The 18,466-nt window shown below is 44.0% G+C and carries 17 protein-coding genes; 14 read left to right on the forward strand and 3 right to left on the reverse strand.

Features of this window, described 5'->3' with window-relative positions; all coding sequences use genetic code 11:
* Positions 1-38 precede the first annotated feature (38 nt).
* From recN to BN1546_RS22140, 8 genes are all read left to right on the forward strand, one after another.
* Positions 39-1,757, forward strand: a complete 1,719-nt coding sequence (gene recN / locus BN1546_RS22105; RefSeq protein ID WP_058711533.1) for a DNA repair protein RecN — start codon at positions 39-41, stop codon at positions 1,755-1,757.
* A gap of 123 nt (positions 1,758-1,880) precedes the next feature.
* Positions 1,881-3,041: a SpoIVB peptidase gene (gene spoIVB, locus BN1546_RS22110; RefSeq protein WP_090738836.1), complete on the forward strand. Its 1,161-nt coding sequence runs from the start codon at positions 1,881-1,883 to the stop codon at positions 3,039-3,041.
* 216 nt (positions 3,042-3,257) lie between these two features.
* A complete protein-coding gene (gene spo0A / locus BN1546_RS22115) occupies positions 3,258-4,061 on the forward strand; it encodes a sporulation transcription factor Spo0A (RefSeq protein ID WP_013371763.1) in 804 nt (267 codons plus the stop codon).
* Positions 4,062-4,670: 609 nt separating this feature from the next.
* Positions 4,671-5,750 carry a hypothetical protein gene (locus BN1546_RS22120; protein WP_058711531.1) on the forward strand — a complete coding sequence of 360 codons (1,080 nt, stop codon included), beginning with the start codon at positions 4,671-4,673 and terminating at the stop codon, positions 5,748-5,750.
* Positions 5,751-6,052: 302 nt separating this feature from the next.
* Entirely contained in the window at positions 6,053-6,802 is a 750-nt protein-coding gene (locus BN1546_RS22125) for a class I SAM-dependent methyltransferase (RefSeq protein ID WP_090738837.1), read from the forward strand.
* Positions 6,803-7,049: 247 nt separating this feature from the next.
* Positions 7,050-8,750, forward strand: a complete 1,701-nt coding sequence (locus BN1546_RS22130) for a methyl-accepting chemotaxis protein (RefSeq protein WP_090738838.1) — start codon at positions 7,050-7,052, stop codon at positions 8,748-8,750.
* 169 nt (positions 8,751-8,919) lie between these two features.
* Positions 8,920-9,423, forward strand: a complete 504-nt coding sequence (locus tag BN1546_RS22135) for a hypothetical protein (RefSeq protein ID WP_058711125.1) — start codon at positions 8,920-8,922, stop codon at positions 9,421-9,423.
* A 358-nt stretch (positions 9,424-9,781) separates the two neighbouring features.
* Positions 9,782-10,186 carry a hypothetical protein gene (locus BN1546_RS22140; RefSeq protein ID WP_090738839.1) on the forward strand — a complete coding sequence of 135 codons (405 nt, stop codon included), beginning with the start codon at positions 9,782-9,784 and terminating at the stop codon, positions 10,184-10,186.
* 112 nt (positions 10,187-10,298) lie between these two features.
* On the opposite strand, the gene BN1546_RS22145 is transcribed toward BN1546_RS22140, so the two are convergent.
* Both BN1546_RS22145 and BN1546_RS22150 read right to left on the reverse strand, forming a co-directional pair.
* Positions 10,299-11,075, reverse strand: coding sequence for a sporulation protein (locus tag BN1546_RS22145; protein WP_176702372.1), 777 nt, complete (start codon positions 11,073-11,075; stop codon positions 10,299-10,301).
* A 165-nt stretch (positions 11,076-11,240) separates the two neighbouring features.
* The gene (locus tag BN1546_RS22150; protein WP_176702349.1) at positions 11,241-11,837 is read right to left on the reverse strand and encodes a thymidine kinase; all 597 of its coding nucleotides are present in this window, start codon (positions 11,835-11,837) and stop codon (positions 11,241-11,243) included.
* 207 nt (positions 11,838-12,044) lie between these two features.
* Between BN1546_RS22150 and BN1546_RS22155 the strand changes: the two genes are divergently transcribed.
* The 6 genes from BN1546_RS22155 to lipB all read left to right on the forward strand — a co-directional run bounded on the left by BN1546_RS22155 (position 12,045) and on the right by lipB (position 18,207).
* Positions 12,045-12,278, forward strand: a complete 234-nt coding sequence (locus BN1546_RS22155) for a hypothetical protein (RefSeq protein ID WP_058830135.1) — start codon at positions 12,045-12,047, stop codon at positions 12,276-12,278.
* A gap of 124 nt (positions 12,279-12,402) precedes the next feature.
* Positions 12,403-13,824, forward strand: a complete 1,422-nt coding sequence (gene lpdA / locus BN1546_RS22160; protein WP_017427511.1) for a dihydrolipoyl dehydrogenase — start codon at positions 12,403-12,405, stop codon at positions 13,822-13,824.
* Between the two features lie 140 nt (positions 13,825-13,964).
* Positions 13,965-14,993, forward strand: a complete 1,029-nt coding sequence (locus BN1546_RS22165; RefSeq protein WP_013371751.1) for a thiamine pyrophosphate-dependent dehydrogenase E1 component subunit alpha — start codon at positions 13,965-13,967, stop codon at positions 14,991-14,993.
* A 2-nt stretch (positions 14,994-14,995) separates the two neighbouring features.
* Entirely contained in the window at positions 14,996-15,982 is a 987-nt protein-coding gene (locus BN1546_RS22170; protein WP_013310796.1) for an alpha-ketoacid dehydrogenase subunit beta, read from the forward strand.
* Positions 15,983-16,071: 89 nt separating this feature from the next.
* Entirely contained in the window at positions 16,072-17,463 is a 1,392-nt protein-coding gene (locus BN1546_RS22175) for a dihydrolipoamide acetyltransferase family protein (RefSeq protein ID WP_058829755.1), read from the forward strand.
* A 45-nt stretch (positions 17,464-17,508) separates the two neighbouring features.
* Entirely contained in the window at positions 17,509-18,207 is a 699-nt protein-coding gene (lipB, locus tag BN1546_RS22180) for a lipoyl(octanoyl) transferase LipB (RefSeq protein ID WP_025675624.1), read from the forward strand.
* A gap of 118 nt (positions 18,208-18,325) precedes the next feature.
* Here lipB and prli42 read toward each other — a convergent pair whose 3' ends face one another.
* A complete protein-coding gene (prli42, locus tag BN1546_RS22185; protein ID WP_016822268.1) occupies positions 18,326-18,430 on the reverse strand; it encodes a stressosome-associated protein Prli42 in 105 nt (34 codons plus the stop codon).
* Positions 18,431-18,466 lie beyond the last annotated feature (36 nt).

The following is an 18,466-nucleotide window of genomic DNA, read 5'->3' on the forward strand; positions in this document are numbered from 1 at the left end:
AGGCGTTTTAATTTGTACATCATAGAGGTGAAAGAACGATGCTGGTCACTTTGTCTATACGGAATTTGGCAGTCGTAGAAGCTGTCGATGTTCATTTTTATAAAGGATTTCATGTATTGAGCGGAGAAACTGGTGCTGGTAAATCCATTATTATCGACGCACTTGGGCTGATTGCGGGCGGCAGGGGATCTGCTGACCTAGTGCGTTACGGATGCGATAAAGCTGAAATGGAAGCCTTGTTTGAATTGCCGGTCAAACATCCCGTTTGGAATACGTTGGAGGAACAAGGGATTAAGGCTAATCCAGAAGAGCATTTGCTGATTCGTCGAGAACTTACAGTTCAGGGGAAAAGCTCATCTCGAATTAACGGTCAGATGGTTAATTTAACGATGCTGCGTGAGGTAGGTGAGCAACTCGTTAATATCCACGGGCAGCATGAGCATCAAAGCTTGCTGCGTGCGGATCGCCATCTTGCGCTGCTGGATACGTTCGGTGACTCGGTCATTGGTCCAGTCAAAGCGCTTTACCGGGAGCGCTACAATGCTTTTGTCAAAGCGGAAAAAGAAGTAAGAGAATTGCAAAGCTCCAGTCAAAAGGCTTATCAGCTATTGGACATGTATCGCTTCCAATTGGAAGAGATCGCTGCGGCGGAGTTAAAATTGGGTGAAGATGAATTATTGGCAGAGGAACGGGTCAAGCTATCCCATAGTGAGAAAATGATGGATGGAGTATCAGGAGCATACGAGCTGCTAAGTGGGAGAGGTGGTCTGGATACGGTCAATAACGTGTTGTCCAGATTAAATGATGTTCAGAGCTACGACAGTAAAAGCCTTCAGCCCATTGCGGAGCAGATTCAATCTGCTTTCTATCAGTTGGAGGATGCAGCGTTTCAATTACGCTCTTATCGTGAGGATATTGAATTTAATCCGGGCAAGCTGCATGAGGTGGAGCAACGTTTGAATCAAATTACCGGGTTACAGCGAAAATATGGTGATAGTATAGAGCAGATTTTGGAATACTATAGCCGTATTGAGCAGGAAACCGATCTGTTGGAAAATAAAGATGAGCGGCTGGAGCAGCTCATAGCAAAGCGGGATGAGTTGCTTTCGGATTTGCTGGAGATTGCTGAAGAGCTTACAGAAGCACGTGAAATTTGTGCTGAAGAGCTTGCAGAGCAAGTAGAACAGGAATTAAAAGATCTTCAAATGGAAAGAACGTCACTCAAGGTGCGTATTGATCCAATTGAGGATCCACGTGGATATGAATATAAAGGTCTAAAGGTACGACCTACCAAGCAAGGGATAGATAATGCGGAATTTCTGATTTCGCCCAATCCAGGTGAGCCACTTCGCCCACTCGGTAAAATTGCTTCTGGTGGTGAGTTATCACGTATCATGTTGGCAATGAAAAGTATTTTTGCGCGTCATGATCAAATTCCGGTGCTCATTTTTGACGAGGTGGATACCGGGGTAAGTGGTCGTGCAGCTCAGTCCATAGCCGAGAAGCTTTATCGTTTGTCTTCCGTTTGTCAGGTGTTTTCCATTACTCATTTGCCGCAGGTGGCGTGTATGGCAGATCATCAGTACCTGATTGAGAAAAATGTTCATGACGGAAGGACCATGACTCAAATTGAGGGACTAACGGAGGAAGGTCGTGTCAAGGAATTGGCGCGGATGCTGGGCGGGGTAGAAATTACCGAAAAAACATTGCATCACGCACAGGAAATGCTGAATTTGGCGGAAGGAAAGAAAGCCTGAAAAGAGCGGCTGGCGTAATGATTAACAGTTATAAAAGCCTGGGGGCAAGGTTACCTTATAGGTACGCAATTGGCGACCACCTTTACTCGTCAAGCGAAAGAAGCAAAGGGAGCGTGACAGCCATTGAATTTTTACTCCAGGATCAAATTGCTCGGTCTTTTGCTTGTTTTTCTTATGTGTTCTCTCGGTAACGCTCAGCATGTGCAAGCAGCGCTGCCTCTACAAGCTTCTTTGGATTTGTTCGGCACTAAAAGCATGCAAACAACCCAAGAAAGCGTGGTTCCCGATTTGAAAGTATACCCAGGGGGGCAGACGATCGGGGTCAAAGTAAAATCTTCAGGAGTGCTTGTCGTAGGTCACCATATCATTCAGGAAAGCAATGATCGTAAGGTGTCACCTGGTGAGATTGCTGGTATTCGCCTAGGGGACCGGATTACACACATGAACGGCAAACCCCTCAATAGTCTCGCCAGGGTAGCTGAAGCCGTGGACGAGGCAGGTAAAAACAAAAAGCCGCTGAACATCACGCTTTGTCGAGGTGAGCAGACGATTTCCACCAAGTTAACCCCAGCATATGATCAAGATGATAAAGCGTGGCGGCTTGGGTTGTATATTAGAGACTCGGCTGCAGGCGTAGGTACATTAACATTTTATGCACCGGACCAGGGGGTTTACGGGGCCTTGGGTCATGTAATTACCGATATAAATACTCAAACTCCCATTGTTGTGGGTAGTGGAGAGATTGTGCAATCCAATGTGACGTCAATTGCGAAGAGCCAGAGTGGGGAACCCGGAGAAAAACGTGCTCATTTTCTCAAAGATCATCGGATATTAGGAAATATAGAACGAAATACGAGCTTTGGAATATTTGGGAAAATGTCAGATGAGCCGCAGAATGGATTGTATTCGACGCCCATTCCGGTGGGACTTGCGAATGAAGTAAAAGAAGGACCGGCAGAAATATTGACTGTATTGGAAGGTCAACAAATTCAGCGTTTTCAGGCAGAAATTGTACACATTTCTCAGCAGGATAAACCGGCAACCAAAGGGCTTGTGATTCGGGTTGTAGATCCTAAGCTATTAGATAAGACCGGCGGAATCGTGCAAGGAATGAGTGGGAGTCCGATTATCCAAAATGGTAAGCTGATCGGAGCTGTAACACATGTATTCGTTAATGATCCTAAATCAGGTTACGGGTGTTTTATCGAATGGATGTTGCGTGATGCAGGAATCATGCATAATAAATTGAGCTTGAAGTCATCCTCTAATCTTAAGGCGAGCTAGTGGCCTTAAGATTTTTTTGTCGAAAAGCAGAGGAATAACTCAGAATTGCAAGATAAAAATTCAATTATAATTGAATTAATAAAAAAAATAAATAAAAATAATTTTCGACAGAAGGAATTCATAATTCGATGTCGAAATCATATACTCCGACAAGAAATATTTATTTAATGCAAACAGATGTCCCAATGGAATAACACTCAATAAGGAGGAAGTACATTGCAAAAAATTGAGGTATTGTTGGCTGATGACAACCGGGAATTTACGAATTTGCTTGCTGAATATATTTCCGATCAGGAGGATATGGAAGTTACAGGAATCGCCTTTAACGGTGAAGAAGTACTCCAACGCATCGCAGAATCCCGCAACATACCTGATGTACTTATTTTAGATATTATTATGCCTCATCTGGATGGTCTCGGTGTATTGGAGCGTTTAAGAGAAATGAACCTGACTCCACAACCGAAAATCATTATGCTGACTGCATTCGGTCAAGAAAATATTACACAGAGGGCCGTTCAACTCGGGGCATCTTATTATATTTTGAAGCCGTTTGACATGGAAGTGCTTGCTAACCGTATACGCCAATTGGTAGGACCGCAATTAGTCAGCAATAGCCCGGTAACCGTTTCATCCATGCGGTCCAACGTTGTGCCTATGGGTAAGACGAAAAACCTGGATGCCAGCATCACGGCTATCATCCATGAGATTGGCGTACCAGCTCACATCAAGGGCTATCAATATCTACGCGAAGCCATTACGATGGTGTACAATAATATCGAAATATTGGGAGCCATCACCAAAACCCTATATCCGGCAATTGCCGAAAAATTCAAAACGACGGCATCTCGCGTAGAACGCGCCATTCGCCATGCCATTGAGGTAGCATGGACCCGTGGAAATATCGACAGCATCTCCCACCTGTTCGGTTACACTATCAATATCAGCAAGTCCAAACCAACCAACTCAGAATTTATAGCGATGGTCGCAGACAAGCTGCGGATTGAGAATAAGGTGTCCTGAAAGTCTGATGAGACACGAAAAAATGAACATGAGTAGAACGCAAATTCTCAATAATTTATCGATCGTTGCGCCGGAGATTCCGATGAAGCTCTTCGCAATTGAGTTGAATTTTACGCTTTACACACATATCAATAGGTATTTTTGCTGAAACTAATACTAAATAAGTAAAAATTATTTGAATAACGCTTATCTCTTCGGAGGTGGGCGTTATTTTTTTGCAAGATGTCGCAAATTTGCAAATTCATCAAATTAGGGTAACTCACCGATAGAGGGCCCCTATACTAGGATTCATCGTATGAACGTTCAAAGAGCAATTAAGAGATGCAAGGTTGAATTATACCAAGCATTTAATGAATAAGGTTATGGAGAGACTACGAGCGAGGTAATTGCGGAGAGTTCATTTTATAGTAGGAATATCATTACAAGATCGAACAGATGTAATCTTGCAATTGCAATGGACTCTACGAATCATGCTGTCGTTATACGTTTACCGGTCTATCTCCTTATGCGCATCAGAGTGTAAATCTGCCAATGTTATTATATTATTGACTTTACTTCCCATTAAAATGTAAGGTATTAACATACACTATTACTAGGGGAGGTTGTTAGATGATGCGGGTAAAAATTTCAATAATTTTGTTAGTGATTGTTTGGTTTTTCACTACCGGCATTTCTGATCTACAAGCTAAACTGGATAGAGGAATAAAAAACACGGTTACATCTAATATGTTTGGTGCCAGTGGAGACGGGACTGATCAGACAAAAGCTATCCAGTCTGCACTTGACTACCTCGAGAGAGTGGGGGGAGGTAAGCTTATCCTTGGCAAAGGTACGTATCTCCTAAGTATCGCTAAGAGTATTCACAGTAAGGCATGTATTGTCATACCTGCCGGAGTGATTATAGAAGGCTCTGGTATGGGTGTCACCATCATCAAACGGATTAGTAGTGAACGGAAGCAAAACGGCGTATTGCTCGTTAATAAAGGCTACGACACAAAGGGTGGATATAAAGCAGCTGGCAATATCGTGTTACGAAATTTCACGATTACAGACGGTGATGTTACCTCCAAGCCGAGGACTTACGGGGACTTGATTGCGTTGGGACATGCGAATAATGTACTTATTGAGCGTGTCCAATCGTTAAATCATGATCAACATTTCGTAGACATTTGCGGTTCGAGAAATATAACCATGAGAGATTCAATCAGTAATAATCTTCAAGACACCTATGGGACGGCCACAATCCAAGTTGATCGAGCTAAAAACCTAGGGATATGGGGGTTGCTACTGGACGGAACTAATCCAAAAAATGTAACTATAGAGAATAACAAAATCAACTCAATGTCCGAACTGGTGTTACAACTTGGGCATGATCAATCTATTGCAGGAGATATACGTGTAGTAAAAAATGCAATTAATTGCTTGAATAAGGCTAGAGCACAAATAGCAATCGGTAAGGACGAAGATACATCAATATTGACTGCAAACATTAAAGACAATCAAATAAAACTCAATAATGCAAATAGTGTAGGGGTTAATCTAGTGGCCAATACAGCCAATAGGCTAGAAAATATCTCAATAGCTGGCAATACTATCACAGGTAAGATGCGGTCAGCGACTATTGTAGGCAATTCTGTCGCATCTGCGGGTTTTGAGGACATTTTGTATTCACATTACGTTGAGGTGTAACACATGAGTTTTCTACGCAGGTTGCTATAGACTTTTTTAATAAATCTTTATATTTTTATGTTAAACTTGTCTCTATATGGGTTACTGTGGCATGTCTGATTAGAAATATAATTAAAGCAAACTTTCAAATGAGGTGAATGGATGTCTTTCCGTATTGTTCGAAGTATTTAGTTTCCGGGCTGGAAAAAAACGCGTACCAGCTGTCAAGGGGGGAGTCTGCCTTATTGACTACAAAACTAAAATTTCGAATGATCTCGGTCTGCTATTCTGTAGTTTATTATCTTATTTGAAGGTGGATAAAAATGAATTCAATTGAATATAAAGAGTTTTATGATAAGGTTGGAAAAATCAACGGATGGGATTTTAGCAATGTGAAATGTATTTCTGAAGGAGTAAAATGGGACTTCTATAATGAAGTGTCGAAGACGTGCGAGAAGTCGGACATATTGCTTGATATCGGCACGGGTGGCGGGGAAGCTATTTTGTCAATAGCGGCTTCTGCATTACTTTTAGTCGGAATTGAACAATCTGCTGGAATGATTGATACGGCAAGAAAAAATTCTACTGAAGCAGACATAGCGAATGTTCGTTTTCTACAGATGGATGCTGAAAATCTGAATTTTCCCAAGGAATTCTTTAATGTAATCTCTTCTCGACATTCGTGTTTCTCTGCAAAAGAAATAGCTAAGGTGTTAGTTAAGGGTGGTATATTTTTAACACAGCAAGTGAGCGAAAATGACAAATTAAACATTAAAGAAGCGTTTGGAAGAGGGCAGGCATTGGGTACTAAGAAAGACTCGTTGAAAACTCAATGTATTACAGATCTCAATGAAGCGGGCTTTAACGATATTCAGTCATTTAAATTTAATGCAACCGAATACTATCAGACTCCTGCAGACTTAGTTTTTCTTTTGAAACACACTCCCATTATTCCTGACTTTGGACAAAAACAAATGGATTTTGAAATACTCCAACAATTCATTCTGGACAACCAAACTCCAAAAGGAATTAGGACAAATGCAGAACGATTTATGATTATAGCTAGGAAGTAAAACATAAAGAGATACCCGCTTTGAGGTATCTCTTTTTTACTTGCAATGCTTTAACGGATGAATTGGATGGACGAAAAATAATACTCTCACGCGGTTTATTAAATAAGCGTCAATCATTATATAACGATCACGAAGAGAAATTTTCCTTTTGTAAACAGTTCTGAAATTCTCTTTAATTTTGATATAAACAATGTGTCGATTCTTGTCGATATAATATCTATTATAAAGAGAACTAAGGAGCGAATATATGAAATTTAACATTCGAACAAAATTGTTATTGGGTTTCCTTGCGGTAATAATCCTGTTGGTTGTGATTAGTACAGTATCGATCTCGCGAATGAAAAAGTTAGGCGATACTTCAATGGAAATTGATAGCCATTGGATGCCAAGTGTGACCATCCTCGGAACACTAAATGGTGATATATCTGATGTAGAGCGGCTCTCATTAAACATTATTGTAGAACGTGACACGGAGGAAATGGAGAAGGTTCAGGCCGAATATGATAAGGTCTTAAAGAAAGTTGAAGAAGACCGAAAAACATACGAAAAATTAATTACTACTCCTAAGGAACGTGAAATGTATGAACAATTCTCCAAAACTTATACGGAGTATTTGACTAAGTTACCAGAAATGATTGCAGCAGGGAGAGCTAATGATTACACTCAATCAAGCATCCTTCACCAAGAATCCTATAAGTTATGGTATAGTTCAAACGATATGATCAGTCAGCTCATTAAGTTGAATGCAGATGGATCAAAACTGATTACGAAAGAAGCTGTTGACAACTTTATTTCAGGCAGACAATTAGTTATCGTTTTGAGTATTGCAGCCGTTATACTAGCATTGATCATGGCGATCATTATAGCCCAAATTATTTCTAAGCCCATTTTGCGCATCAGTCGTGCTGCTGAAAGCATTGCGTCCGGTGACCTTACTGGGGAAGCCATTGTCGTGAAAGGCAAGGATGAGATTAGTATTTTGGCCCATTCTTTTAATACGATGGTTGCAAATCTTCGTCAACTGATTCAGTCTGTAAGTAGTACGACCGAGCTGGTAACCACTTCCTCGGAGGAATTGACGGCCAGCGCAGAGCAAAATAGCCAAGCAACTGCGCAAATCACCGAAACAGTGCAAGAAGTTGCTACAGGGACAGGTGACCAGGTGGATATGGTGACCAAATCGTCCCAGGCTATTGAGGAAATGTCCATCGGTGTAGAACAAATTGCAATCCGTGCGCAAAATGTTTTTGCATCAGCTCAGGATGCGGCTCACAAATCAGCTGAAGGTAATCAGATGATCCAGCAGGCTGTTGTCCAAATGAATAGTGTGAATGACTCTATGAATAGCTTGGCTGATCTTATGGCTGGATTGGGAGAGCGTTCAGATGAAATCGGGAAGATTATTGATGTCATCACCAATATTTCAAGTCAGACCAATCTTCTTGCCCTGAACGCGGCCATCGAAGCAGCCCGCGCAGGAGATCACGGTAGCGGATTTGCTGTAGTTGCAGGTGAAGTGCGTAAGTTGGCTGAACAATCGGCTCATTCTGCTCAACAAATTACGGAGCTGGTGGGATTGATACAAAAGGATACCTCGCATGCTATTGAGGCGGTAGCGTCCAATGGGCGAGATGTCATGACAGGTCGGGAAGTCGTACAAAATGCGGGTGCATCCTTTGAGCTTATTCAGGAAACCGTTAATAAAGTGGCCAGTGAAATTGAAGAGGTCTCTGCTGGATCGGAGCAAATGTCTGCAAGTACCGATGAGATTGTTGGCTTTGTTAGACAAATTTCAGCGATTGCTGAAGAGGCTGCAGCTGGGACGCAGCACGTATCTGCCGCGACTCAAGAGCAATTGGCATCGATGGAGGAAATTGCTTCCTCTGCAAGAAACCTGTCCAAAATGGCAGAAGACCTACAAGGACAAATTGGTAAATTTAAAGTATAAATCGTATACCGGTTCTATATTTCAGGGGAAAAGCCGCTCTATTGTGAGCGGCTTTTTCTATTCATTTTTTAATAAATATATTTGCGATTAAAAGATGGAGATATGCGGAGCCTGTAATTGGAAAGATATGATACAATGGTGGGAAATTCTTTTGGGTTGGAGTGATATCATGGACAATAAAACTGAACTTAAAGCAAGCGACCTGCGTCAGTTAGCGATAGACAAAATCATAGCTACACCATTTTTGAATGATTTTAAATATCTGAAAAGCAGAAAAGTTTTGAAAAAAGAAAACAAGGAATTTATATTTGAAATTTGTTTCGGCGCGACCAAATATAGTGCATTAAAAGTTTACATTACCGTGGAATCCAAAAGTATAAAAAAGAAGTATAGTACAGGGGCTTGTTTTCACAGTGAGTTGATCGCTCTAACCAAGAAATATACGGGCAACAGGGATTACCTTGTGTCCACAGAAGTAGAAAGAGAACGAGTGATCCAAGAGATTGTGGAAGATATCTACACTTTCGCGTTGCCTTTTTTCAAGCGATTTGAAGATGTAGAAACCCTAGCAGAACAAGTACATAAGTCAGGCTTTTTACCGCATCGCAAACGTTTTGATAAATTTAATCCGTTGACGAAAAGATTCATTGATTTTTATTATCAAGGGGAGTAATGTAGCCATCTGGGACTTTTTTGTCCTCACCTTTGGAAAGTAGATAAGCATTATGATAAGGAGAACGATGTCCATGGATTGGATATTACCGTTTTTCAAAAGAATCATGTACAATTTGTAAAAAGGGTCAATGTACTCCTCGGCATAACAAGATTTACCTAACATGATCAATGTCTCGTTAAGAGGCGAGTCGGATGTTGCCCTGGAGGGTAGATTTTTACATGGGTAGCAATCGAATGAACAACACAGAGGCTGTATACACGGATATATACAATCATATGTTATAGGCAAAAGTCATCGCATTGAACGGGCTGTGGTATGGATGCAAAAGATTTTAAAGCAAAGAGGGGATGAGAGCATGTGGAATAGTCTGACTTGGGTGATCGTCTGCGTGTTGTTGTTGGTGGTGGGTTGGATTGTTATGGCATGGCGTAGACGTAGCGGCAATCAACAAGCGGATGAACATCGGGGCAGTAATGTTGTTGAATTTCGCCCTCGTAAGCCCGTTCGACAATCCCGCACTGGCAATGAAATGAAGTCTAAAGTGTCTTCGGGTACACGCGCGAATACAAAAGCGGCAGATATTCAGGCCCAAGCTGGATTTGGACTGTCTGACTCCATTCAGAGCACGAGTAAACAAAAATGCTCCTTTTGTAAAAAAGAAGAAAAATTAACCTTTTATGCCGATGATAATGGTTCGCTGTATGGGGTATGTAAAGAGTGTAAGCATAAGGCGGAAAGACAGGATATGCTGCCACTTTAGTCTATACAGACTATGGAGAACCATCATCAAATAATTCTTATAATTAATAAAAACTCCCAACCGTATGTAAGTAAATTGGTTAGGAGTTTTTTGTTAGTGTTTTACTACATTGTTAGCGAATTTGCCTGTCAATCATTTCCTCTAGCGCATCAGCTATATGATCTGGTCCATAGGATAGTTCTTCCCGGCTTAAGCTCAACCAGGCATGACGCTCATCCATATCAAAGGCATTTTCCAGCCAACCGGACAAGCCTCTGCCTCTACGATCTACTTCTACAAGCACATGGACACCCTCGGGTTCCAACTGTATAATCAGCTCTAGCTCCTCGATATCCCGTGCATACTCCGAGCCAGGCGTAAACTCAAACTCCTGCACGAATGGAACACCGCGTCCAAGCTTGGGGTGACGTTCACAGGTGGAGGAACGGAATCGAAAGCCTAACAGGTGAACTGCCTCAAACACCGTACTCATATAAGGATGTGGCTCGATTTTGAGTGAATCACGATCGGTCGGGTCCAAAGCCATGCCAATATCCAATGCTGTTTCCAGCCAGACAGGCTGTTTGGCATGAGTAACAGGGGTTTCCAAAGGCAACCTAAAGGAAAAGGGAGCTTCAAGCTCCTGTCCTTGCTTTAGATGAAAGCCATCAGATACCTTGATCCGCGCAATGCAGCAGGTGGTGACGGTTTTTTTATCATCGTGCTCTACGATATATTCAGTCTTGAGTTCAATATCAATTTTGCCGATTTCCTGATCAATTTTACCGCCCTTGATACGTATGATGCCACTAAGTTCTTCTCCAGGTACATATACAGTCTGATCCACCAACGTATCGACTTTGGCTGAACCGATTCCTGCACTTGCTAAGATCTTGTTAAAGAAACTCATCATTCCGTCCCCCCGATAATCTTATGGTTATTATGCACAAAAAAATAAAAACTTGTACAGCTTAACGGATATACGGGGAAATAGCTTGAACCGTTCCAAAAAAATGCAAGAAAAAAGTAATGGAAAACAAGTGGGCGTATGGAGTTTGCCGACCCATGTAGCTTACTAATCGCAGTTCACTTTATGAGGAGGTATAAAGCAATTACGACAACGAGGCTCATAAGCCTCAGAGTCACCGATCATCACGATAGGTCCTACAGTGGAAGGTTTTCCATTGACCATACGCTGCGTAAATACTGCTTCCGAGCTGCCGCATACAGCGCAGAAGGAAGTCAGTTTCTCGATGTCATCTGCCATAGCGAGCAGACCACCGACATAGCCGAACTCCTTGCCTCGGTAATCCAGATTTAGCCCATCGGCAATGACATGCTTTCCGCAATAAGCTAACTCTTGTATGAGCGACATAATATGCCGACTGAAAAACTGGACTTCGTCAAAGGCAACCACATCGGCATCTTTCGTTTCTTGCAAAATACGCTGAACGAGCTCATCCGTGAGTTTTCTTGGAATAGAGATAGCGGGCAGCCGATATCCGATTCGGCTTACAATTTCATCCTCCGCATAACGGTTGTCTTCAGCTGGTTTGTAAGCGACCACCTTGCGATGCCCGTATTGGATTAGTTTCTGACAACGGCGAATCAATTCGCCGGATTTTTCGCTGAACATGGGGCCTGTTATAATCGTAATTCGTCCTGTAGGCAAAGCGAATTCCCCTCTCTTAACATGTACATAACGCTGTAAATCTTCATCTCCGAAAGAAAACGCCATTATAGATTACCATAACGAGCCACATACAGACTAGAGAAAATATATTGTTTTTCGACATGTTTTTGTATGTCTATTCCTAAATCGTAAATGTGGTCGTCATTGCTCTGCCGCCGCGGGCATGATATGGTGAAGCGTAGTGGAATGAAGGGAAGAGTGGAAGGCATGGACGAAAAAAACACGGATTATAGTGCCAAAAAAAGAGTATTACTGGAACAAGGACTGATTAGCCCGCAAGCTCTGGAGCTAATCATTGAGTTGGAGACAGAGCTTGATTTTCTGAGCAAGCAAAATGAATCGTTTCGCAAGGCGTTGCGAGCCAAATCAGCACAAAGTCCAAGAATGTCTACCAAATTACGAGATGCGCTGTATGAATGATATGGAGAGATATCTAGATTAGGTAGATGATGATTTGCAGCCTATGCCTAAACGCTTTATTTTGTAGAGTGAAATAAAGAGAGTACAATAAGCTATATATAATCAATGTTAATGGAGGAGAAACATGACTATACATTGTGATGTCGCTATTTTGGGTGGAGGAACCGGAGGGTATGTAGCAGCAATTCGCGCAGCCCAGCTCGGCAAGGAAGTGGTGATCATCGAAAAGGACAAGCTCGGCGGAACCTGTCTGCACCGTGGTTGTATTCCGAGCAAGGCTTTGCTGCGCAGTGCGGAAGTATATGCAACGATTAAAGAAAGTGCGCAATATGGTATTGAGACATCTGGAGCACAGCTTGTATTTCCCAAGGTTCAGGAACGTAAGGAAGCCGTTGTGGAGCAGCTACACCAGGGCGTTCAATTTTTGATGCGTAAAAATAAAATTACGGTGCTTAGCGGTAAGGGACGCGTGATTGGACCGTCTATATTTTCTCCTAAAAGCGGTGCAGTGGCTGTGGAACTAGAAGATGGTGAGATGGAGACGATTGTTCCGGCACACCTCATTATTGCAACAGGATCACGTCCGCGTGTGCTGCCTGGACTGGAGCCAGATGGCGAATTTATTCTGAGCAGTGACGAAGCATTGACTATGGAGAACCTGCCAGCATCCCTGATTATCGTGGGTGGTGGGGTCATTGGCGTGGAATGGGCCTCCATGCTAAATGATTTTGGCGTGGAGGTTACGGTGGTTGAGGCCGCGAATCGACTTATTCCTACGGAGGACGAGGACGTTTCGCGTGAAATGCAGCGCTTGTTAACCAAGCGTGGTGTCAAGGTGCTGACGGGGGCACAAGTGTTGGCTGAAACCTACGGCAAGGATGAGGAAGGCGTACAGATTGACGTGCAAAAAGGTGAAGAAACCGAAACCCTCAGTGCTTCCAAACTGCTCATTTCTGTAGGTCGTCAGGCGAATGTCGAAAATATCGGGTTGGAAAATACGGATATCCGCGTGGAGCGTGGCTTTATCTCGGTTAATGAGCATTTGCAGACAAATGAGCCACATATCTACGCCATCGGGGATTGCATCGGCGGCTTACAACTGGCCCATGCCGCGAGTCATGAAGGCTTGCAGGCAGTTCATCATTTGGCGGGCGAAGAGTTTCACAGCGTACCCAACTATATGATTCCGCGGTGTATTTACACACGTCCTGAAGCCGCAAGCGTCGGCTTAACGGAGCAGGAAGCCCGTGAACGTGGACACCAGGTGAAAACAGGGAAGTTCCCTTTCCAAGCTATCGGAAAATCGCTAGTATACGGTAGTCGAGACGGCTTCGTGAAAGTGGTGGCGGACCAGCAAACCAATGATATTCTCGGTGTACATATGATCGGTACGCATGTAACGGATCTGATCAGCGAGGCCGCTCTTGCGCAATTGCTGGATGCTACGCCGTGGGAAGTCGGACAGCTTATTCATCCGCATCCAACGTTGTCGGAGATTTTGGGAGAAGCGATGCTGGCAGTTGATGGACAAGCGATAGGCATATAAACGTTTGAAATAAATCGGTACTTTTCTTTTTGGGGCGAAAAGGATTATAATGGGGTTAGTCAGAGTTTAGTACCAGGTTTTAAGACAAGATGGTACTAGGTGCTGAAAGTAGGATGTTTGACACTTAAGGAGGTGCCTCAATGAGTTCTAAAGGCGCTGTAGACGCTGGCTTCAGACATGAGCAGCTGGGACTTACTCACGGACAAGTAATTGATATGTACAGATATATGTTGCTCGCAAGAAGATTTGACGAGCGCAACATGCTCCTGCAACGGGCAGGGAAAATTAATTTCCACGTTTCCGGCATTGGACAGGAAGCGGCACAAGTAGGTGCAGCTTTCGCTCTGGACCGGGAAAAGGACTATTTCCTTCCCTATTACCGGGATTACGGATTTGTGCTTGCAGTCGGCATGACGCCGCGGGAATTGATGCTGTCGGCATTTGCCAAGGCAGATGACCCTAATAGTGGAGGGCGCCAGATGCCAGGGCATTTTGGTAGTAAACGGCTGCGTATTGTGACAGGCTCCAGCCCAGTGACGACACAGGTTCCACATGCAGTGGGTGTTGCGTTGGCCGCCAAGATGCAGAAAAAGGATTTTGTGTCGTTTGTTACGTTTGGGGAAGGCTCCAGCAATCAGGGGGATTTTCACGAAGGCTGTAACTTTGCAGGTGTACAGAAGCTGCCAGTCATCATTATGTGTGAGAACAATCAATATGCAATATCGGTTCCGATTCATAAGCAGTTGGCAGGCAAGGTAAGCGACCGGGCCTTGGGTTACGGATTCCCTGGTATTCGTGTCGATGGTAATGATGCGCTAGCCGTATATGCCGCGGTGAAGGAAGCACGTGAACGTGCTGTCCGCGGTGAAGGTCCTACGCTAATCGAAGCGATGATGTACCGTCTGTCCCCTCACTCCACCTCGGACAATGATCTGGCTTACCGGACCAAGGAGGAAGTGGATGAAAACTGGGCCAAGGACGGCGTAGCCCGCATGAAGAGTTACTTGATTGAATGCGGCATTTGGGACGAGGCCAAAGATGCAGATCTGTCGGCCGAGCTGCTGCTCGAAGTCAAGGAAGCCATTGAATATGCAGACAATGCGCCTTTTCCAAAGCCTGAAGATACGCTGCTGCATGTGTATGCTGATAGCGATGGGGAGGGTCGGTAACGATGGCGATTATGGAATATATTGATGCGATACGTCTTGCTATGAAAGAAGAAATGGAGCAGGATGAAACGGTTTTTGTATTAGGTGAGGACGTCGGCGTAAAAGGCGGTGTTTTTACAACGACTAAGGGGCTCATGGACCAATTCGGTGAGCAACGTGTCATGGATACGCCATTGGCAGAGTCGGCGATTGCAGGCGTTGCGATTGGTGCGGCAATGTACGGAATGAAGCCGATTGCCGAAATGCAGTATTCGGACTTCATGCTGCCGGCGACGAATCAGATTATTAGTGAAGCGGCTAAAATCCGCTACCGCTCTAACAACGATTGGAATTGCCCTGTGGTGATCCGCGCCCCCATCGGTGGCGGTATTTTTGGTGGTTTATATCATTCTCAGTGTCCAGAATCTATCTTTTTTGGTACACCGGGTTTAAAAATTGTTGCTCCATTTACACCTTATGATGCCAAAGGATTGTTGAAAGCAGCCATTCGTGACCCTGATCCAGTGCTGTTTTTTGAAAATAAAAAATCCTACAAGCTGATTAAGGGTGAAGTGCCTGAGGATGATTATATCGTTCCAATTGGCAAGGCTAATCTGCTACGTGAGGGTGACGATATTACGGTCATCGGATATAGCCAGCCGTTGCATTTTGTTATGCAGGCAGCTGAGGAATTGGAGAAGGAAGAGGGCATTACCGCACATGTTGTGGATTTGCGCACACTCCAGCCTTTGGATCGCGAAGCCATTATTGAGGCTGCACGACATACAGGTAAGGTTTTAATCGTTCATGAGGACAACAAAACGGGCGGTATCGGTGCCGAAGTATCGGCTATTATTAATGAAGAGTGTCTGTTCGAACTGGATGCACCGATTGAGCGTCTGTGCGCTCCTGATGTGCCAGCCATGCCGATCAGTCCACCGATGGAGAAGTTTTATATGTTAAACAAGGATAAAGTGAAGGAAGCCATGCGTCGTCTCGCAATGTATTAATATAGAGCAGATTCGGGCGAAAGCATTCCAAAAGTGTAGTGGGGCAGCGATAAAACGCGCCCTTCTATGATGTTAAGGAGTTGAAAAAAATGTCAGACCAAACACAATGGAACGACGTGACCATGCCGCAATTGGCTGAATCGCTCGTATCAGCGACAATCGCCAAATGGCTGAAACAACCTGGTGACCCAGTAGAGCAATTCGAGCCAATTTGCGAGGTCATTACAGATAAAGTGAACGCAGAAATTCCCTCCACATTGGATGGGATTATGGGTGACCTGTTGGCAGAGGAAGGTCAGACGGTAGCGGTAGGCGAGTTGATTTGCCGTATCCAGACGAAGTCGGCTGCACCTACAGCATCAACAGGAGGGACACCTGCGGCATCAGCATCTCAAAGCAACGTGCAAGCACAATCCCAGCAGAGTGCTGGATCGGATCAGTCCATGCGCGGACGTTTTTCTCCAGCGGTCCAAACACTGGCTGCTGAGCACAATGTAGACTTAAGCAGAGTGCCAGGTACAGGCATGGGGGGAAGAATTACCCGCAAAGACGTGTTGAATTTTGTGCAGCAGGGCGGCTCTGCTCCAACTGGAGTGACTGGTCAGACGAGTGGAACCACGCAAGGACAAGGATCTCCTTTTACAGGACTCCAGCAGTCTGCCGTTCAGCATAGTGCACCAGTTCAAAATATGGACCCTGCGATTCCGGTGCGCAACAGCGGCATTCATTTAACGGAAGCTCCAAAAGTTCCTATGATCGAAGTTGAGGGTGGCAACAATAACAGATCCGAGTATTTTATTGATGTTACACCCATTCGTAGTGCAATTGCCCGCAATATGCGGCAAAGTGTTTCGGAAATTCCTCATGCCTGGACAACGATTGAAGTGGATGTGACCAATCTGGTGATGCTCCGCAACAAGATCAAAAACGAGTTCAAACAAAAAGAAGGCATCAATATTACGTATCTTGCTTTTCTCATGAAAGCAGTCGTGAATGCAATCAAGGAATATCCGATCATGAATTCGGTATGGGCAGTGGATAAAATTATCATCAAAAGAGACATCAATATTTCGTTGGCCGTAGGTACAGAGGACTCCGTTCTTACTCCTGTTATTAAAAAGGCCGATCAGAAAAATATTGCTGGCTTAGCTCGTGAAATTGACGATTTGGCACGTAAAACTCGCGAAGGTACACTCAAACTGGACGACATGCAGGGTGGAACGTTCACCGTCAACAACACAGGTTCCTTTGGTTCAATTTTATCTTATCCGGTGATTAACTATCCGCAGGCTGCAATTCTTACCTTTGAATCCATTGTCAAAAGACCAGTGGTTATTGATGATATGATTGCGGTTCGCTCAATGGCTAATCTGTGTCTGTCGCTGGATCATCGTATTTTAGATGGAGTGATTTGCGGACGATTCCTGCAACGGGTTAAAGAAAATCTAGAAGGCTACACCTTGGATACAAAGCTGTACTAATCATCCGAACAGTTAGGTAAATGGACGGAGAGGAAGTGACAGGCCGTGAATAGACGACCGCTTGATGTAACCTATACGAATAGGATGGAATATGCCCATGCTTGGGATGTCCAGAAGGAGATTGTGGGAAAGCTGGATGCGGGGGAGGCGAGAGAAACGCTTATGCTTCTCCAGCATCCACCAACCTACACCATTGGTTCCCAGAGGCATCCTGAGCATTTGCTCCTTACACCAGAGCAGCTGAAAGAGCAGGGAATCAGCGTCTTTCAGATTGATCGTGGGGGAGACATTACATATCATGGACCAGGGCAACTTGTCGGATATCCCCTACTTGTGCTTGGCAACCGAGAGGCGCTAAATCTGCACGGATACCTTCGAAGTCTGGAAGAAGTGATCATTCAGTTGCTGGCATCTTATGGGATTGAAGGGAGCCGTAAGCCTGAATATACGGGGGTATGGATCGGGAATCTTAAAATTGCGGCCATTGGTGTCAAATTTAACAAATGTAAGCACCGTCGAGGCTTCGTAACCAGCCATGGCTTTGCCTTTAACATCAAGTCAGGAATACAGCATGAGGGCTTTGAAGGCATTGTTCCGTGCGGAATTCAGGAATACGGTGTGACATCATTAGAGGACTGTACACAGCAGTCTTTTTCGGTGGAACAGATTGCGAAGGAAATTGTACCGTACTTTGAACAGCAATTTTCATTTGCTGCGCAATGGCAAACGCATTCCTTCCAATAAAGGTCAGGCGGGCAATTGTGTAATTAACACGGGAGCCCGCCTCTTTGCTTGTGCAGCAGCTCGTCCACACATAGCTTCAACGGATCTTGAAGTAGTTCAACCTTGAGCGGTATAGCTATTATAGTGGCATAATAAACGGCTCAATCACCATGAACAGTGTAGAACCAATCATAGCTGCGAGCATAACGTAGACGAAAAAACGAACCCATTTTTTGTTAGACATGTGTAACTCCTTTAGGATAGGTTTAAGTCATAGATA

Source organism: Paenibacillus sp. Mc5Re-14 (genome assembly GCF_001049835.1).
GTDB lineage: Bacteria > Bacillota > Bacilli > Paenibacillales > Paenibacillaceae > Paenibacillus > Paenibacillus polymyxa_C.

Bases quoted from the DNA above. Each gene is read 5' to 3' on its own strand.
- recN (WP_058711533.1), top strand. From the start codon at position 39: ATGCTGGTCACTTTGTCTATACGGAATTTGGCAGTCGTAGAAGCTGTC.
- BN1546_RS22120 (WP_058711531.1), top strand. From the start codon at position 4,671: ATGATGCGGGTAAAAATTTCAATAATTTTGTTAGTGATTGTTTGGTTT.
- BN1546_RS22125 (WP_090738837.1), top strand. From the start codon at position 6,053: ATGAATTCAATTGAATATAAAGAGTTTTATGATAAGGTTGGAAAAATC.
- BN1546_RS22130 (WP_090738838.1), top strand. From the start codon at position 7,050: ATGAAATTTAACATTCGAACAAAATTGTTATTGGGTTTCCTTGCGGTA.
- BN1546_RS22135 (WP_058711125.1), top strand. From the start codon at position 8,920: ATGGACAATAAAACTGAACTTAAAGCAAGCGACCTGCGTCAGTTAGCG.
- BN1546_RS22140 (WP_090738839.1), top strand. From the start codon at position 9,782: ATGTGGAATAGTCTGACTTGGGTGATCGTCTGCGTGTTGTTGTTGGTG.
- BN1546_RS22145 (WP_176702372.1), bottom strand. From the start codon at position 11,075: ATGAGTTTCTTTAACAAGATCTTAGCAAGTGCAGGAATCGGTTCAGCC.
- BN1546_RS22155 (WP_058830135.1), top strand. From the start codon at position 12,045: ATGAAGGGAAGAGTGGAAGGCATGGACGAAAAAAACACGGATTATAGT.
- lpdA (WP_017427511.1), top strand. From the start codon at position 12,403: ATGACTATACATTGTGATGTCGCTATTTTGGGTGGAGGAACCGGAGGG.
- BN1546_RS22165 (WP_013371751.1), top strand. From the start codon at position 13,965: ATGAGTTCTAAAGGCGCTGTAGACGCTGGCTTCAGACATGAGCAGCTG.
- BN1546_RS22170 (WP_013310796.1), top strand. From the start codon at position 14,996: ATGGCGATTATGGAATATATTGATGCGATACGTCTTGCTATGAAAGAA.
- BN1546_RS22175 (WP_058829755.1), top strand. From the start codon at position 16,072: ATGTCAGACCAAACACAATGGAACGACGTGACCATGCCGCAATTGGCT.
- prli42 (WP_016822268.1), bottom strand. From the start codon at position 18,430: ATGTCTAACAAAAAATGGGTTCGTTTTTTCGTCTACGTTATGCTCGCA.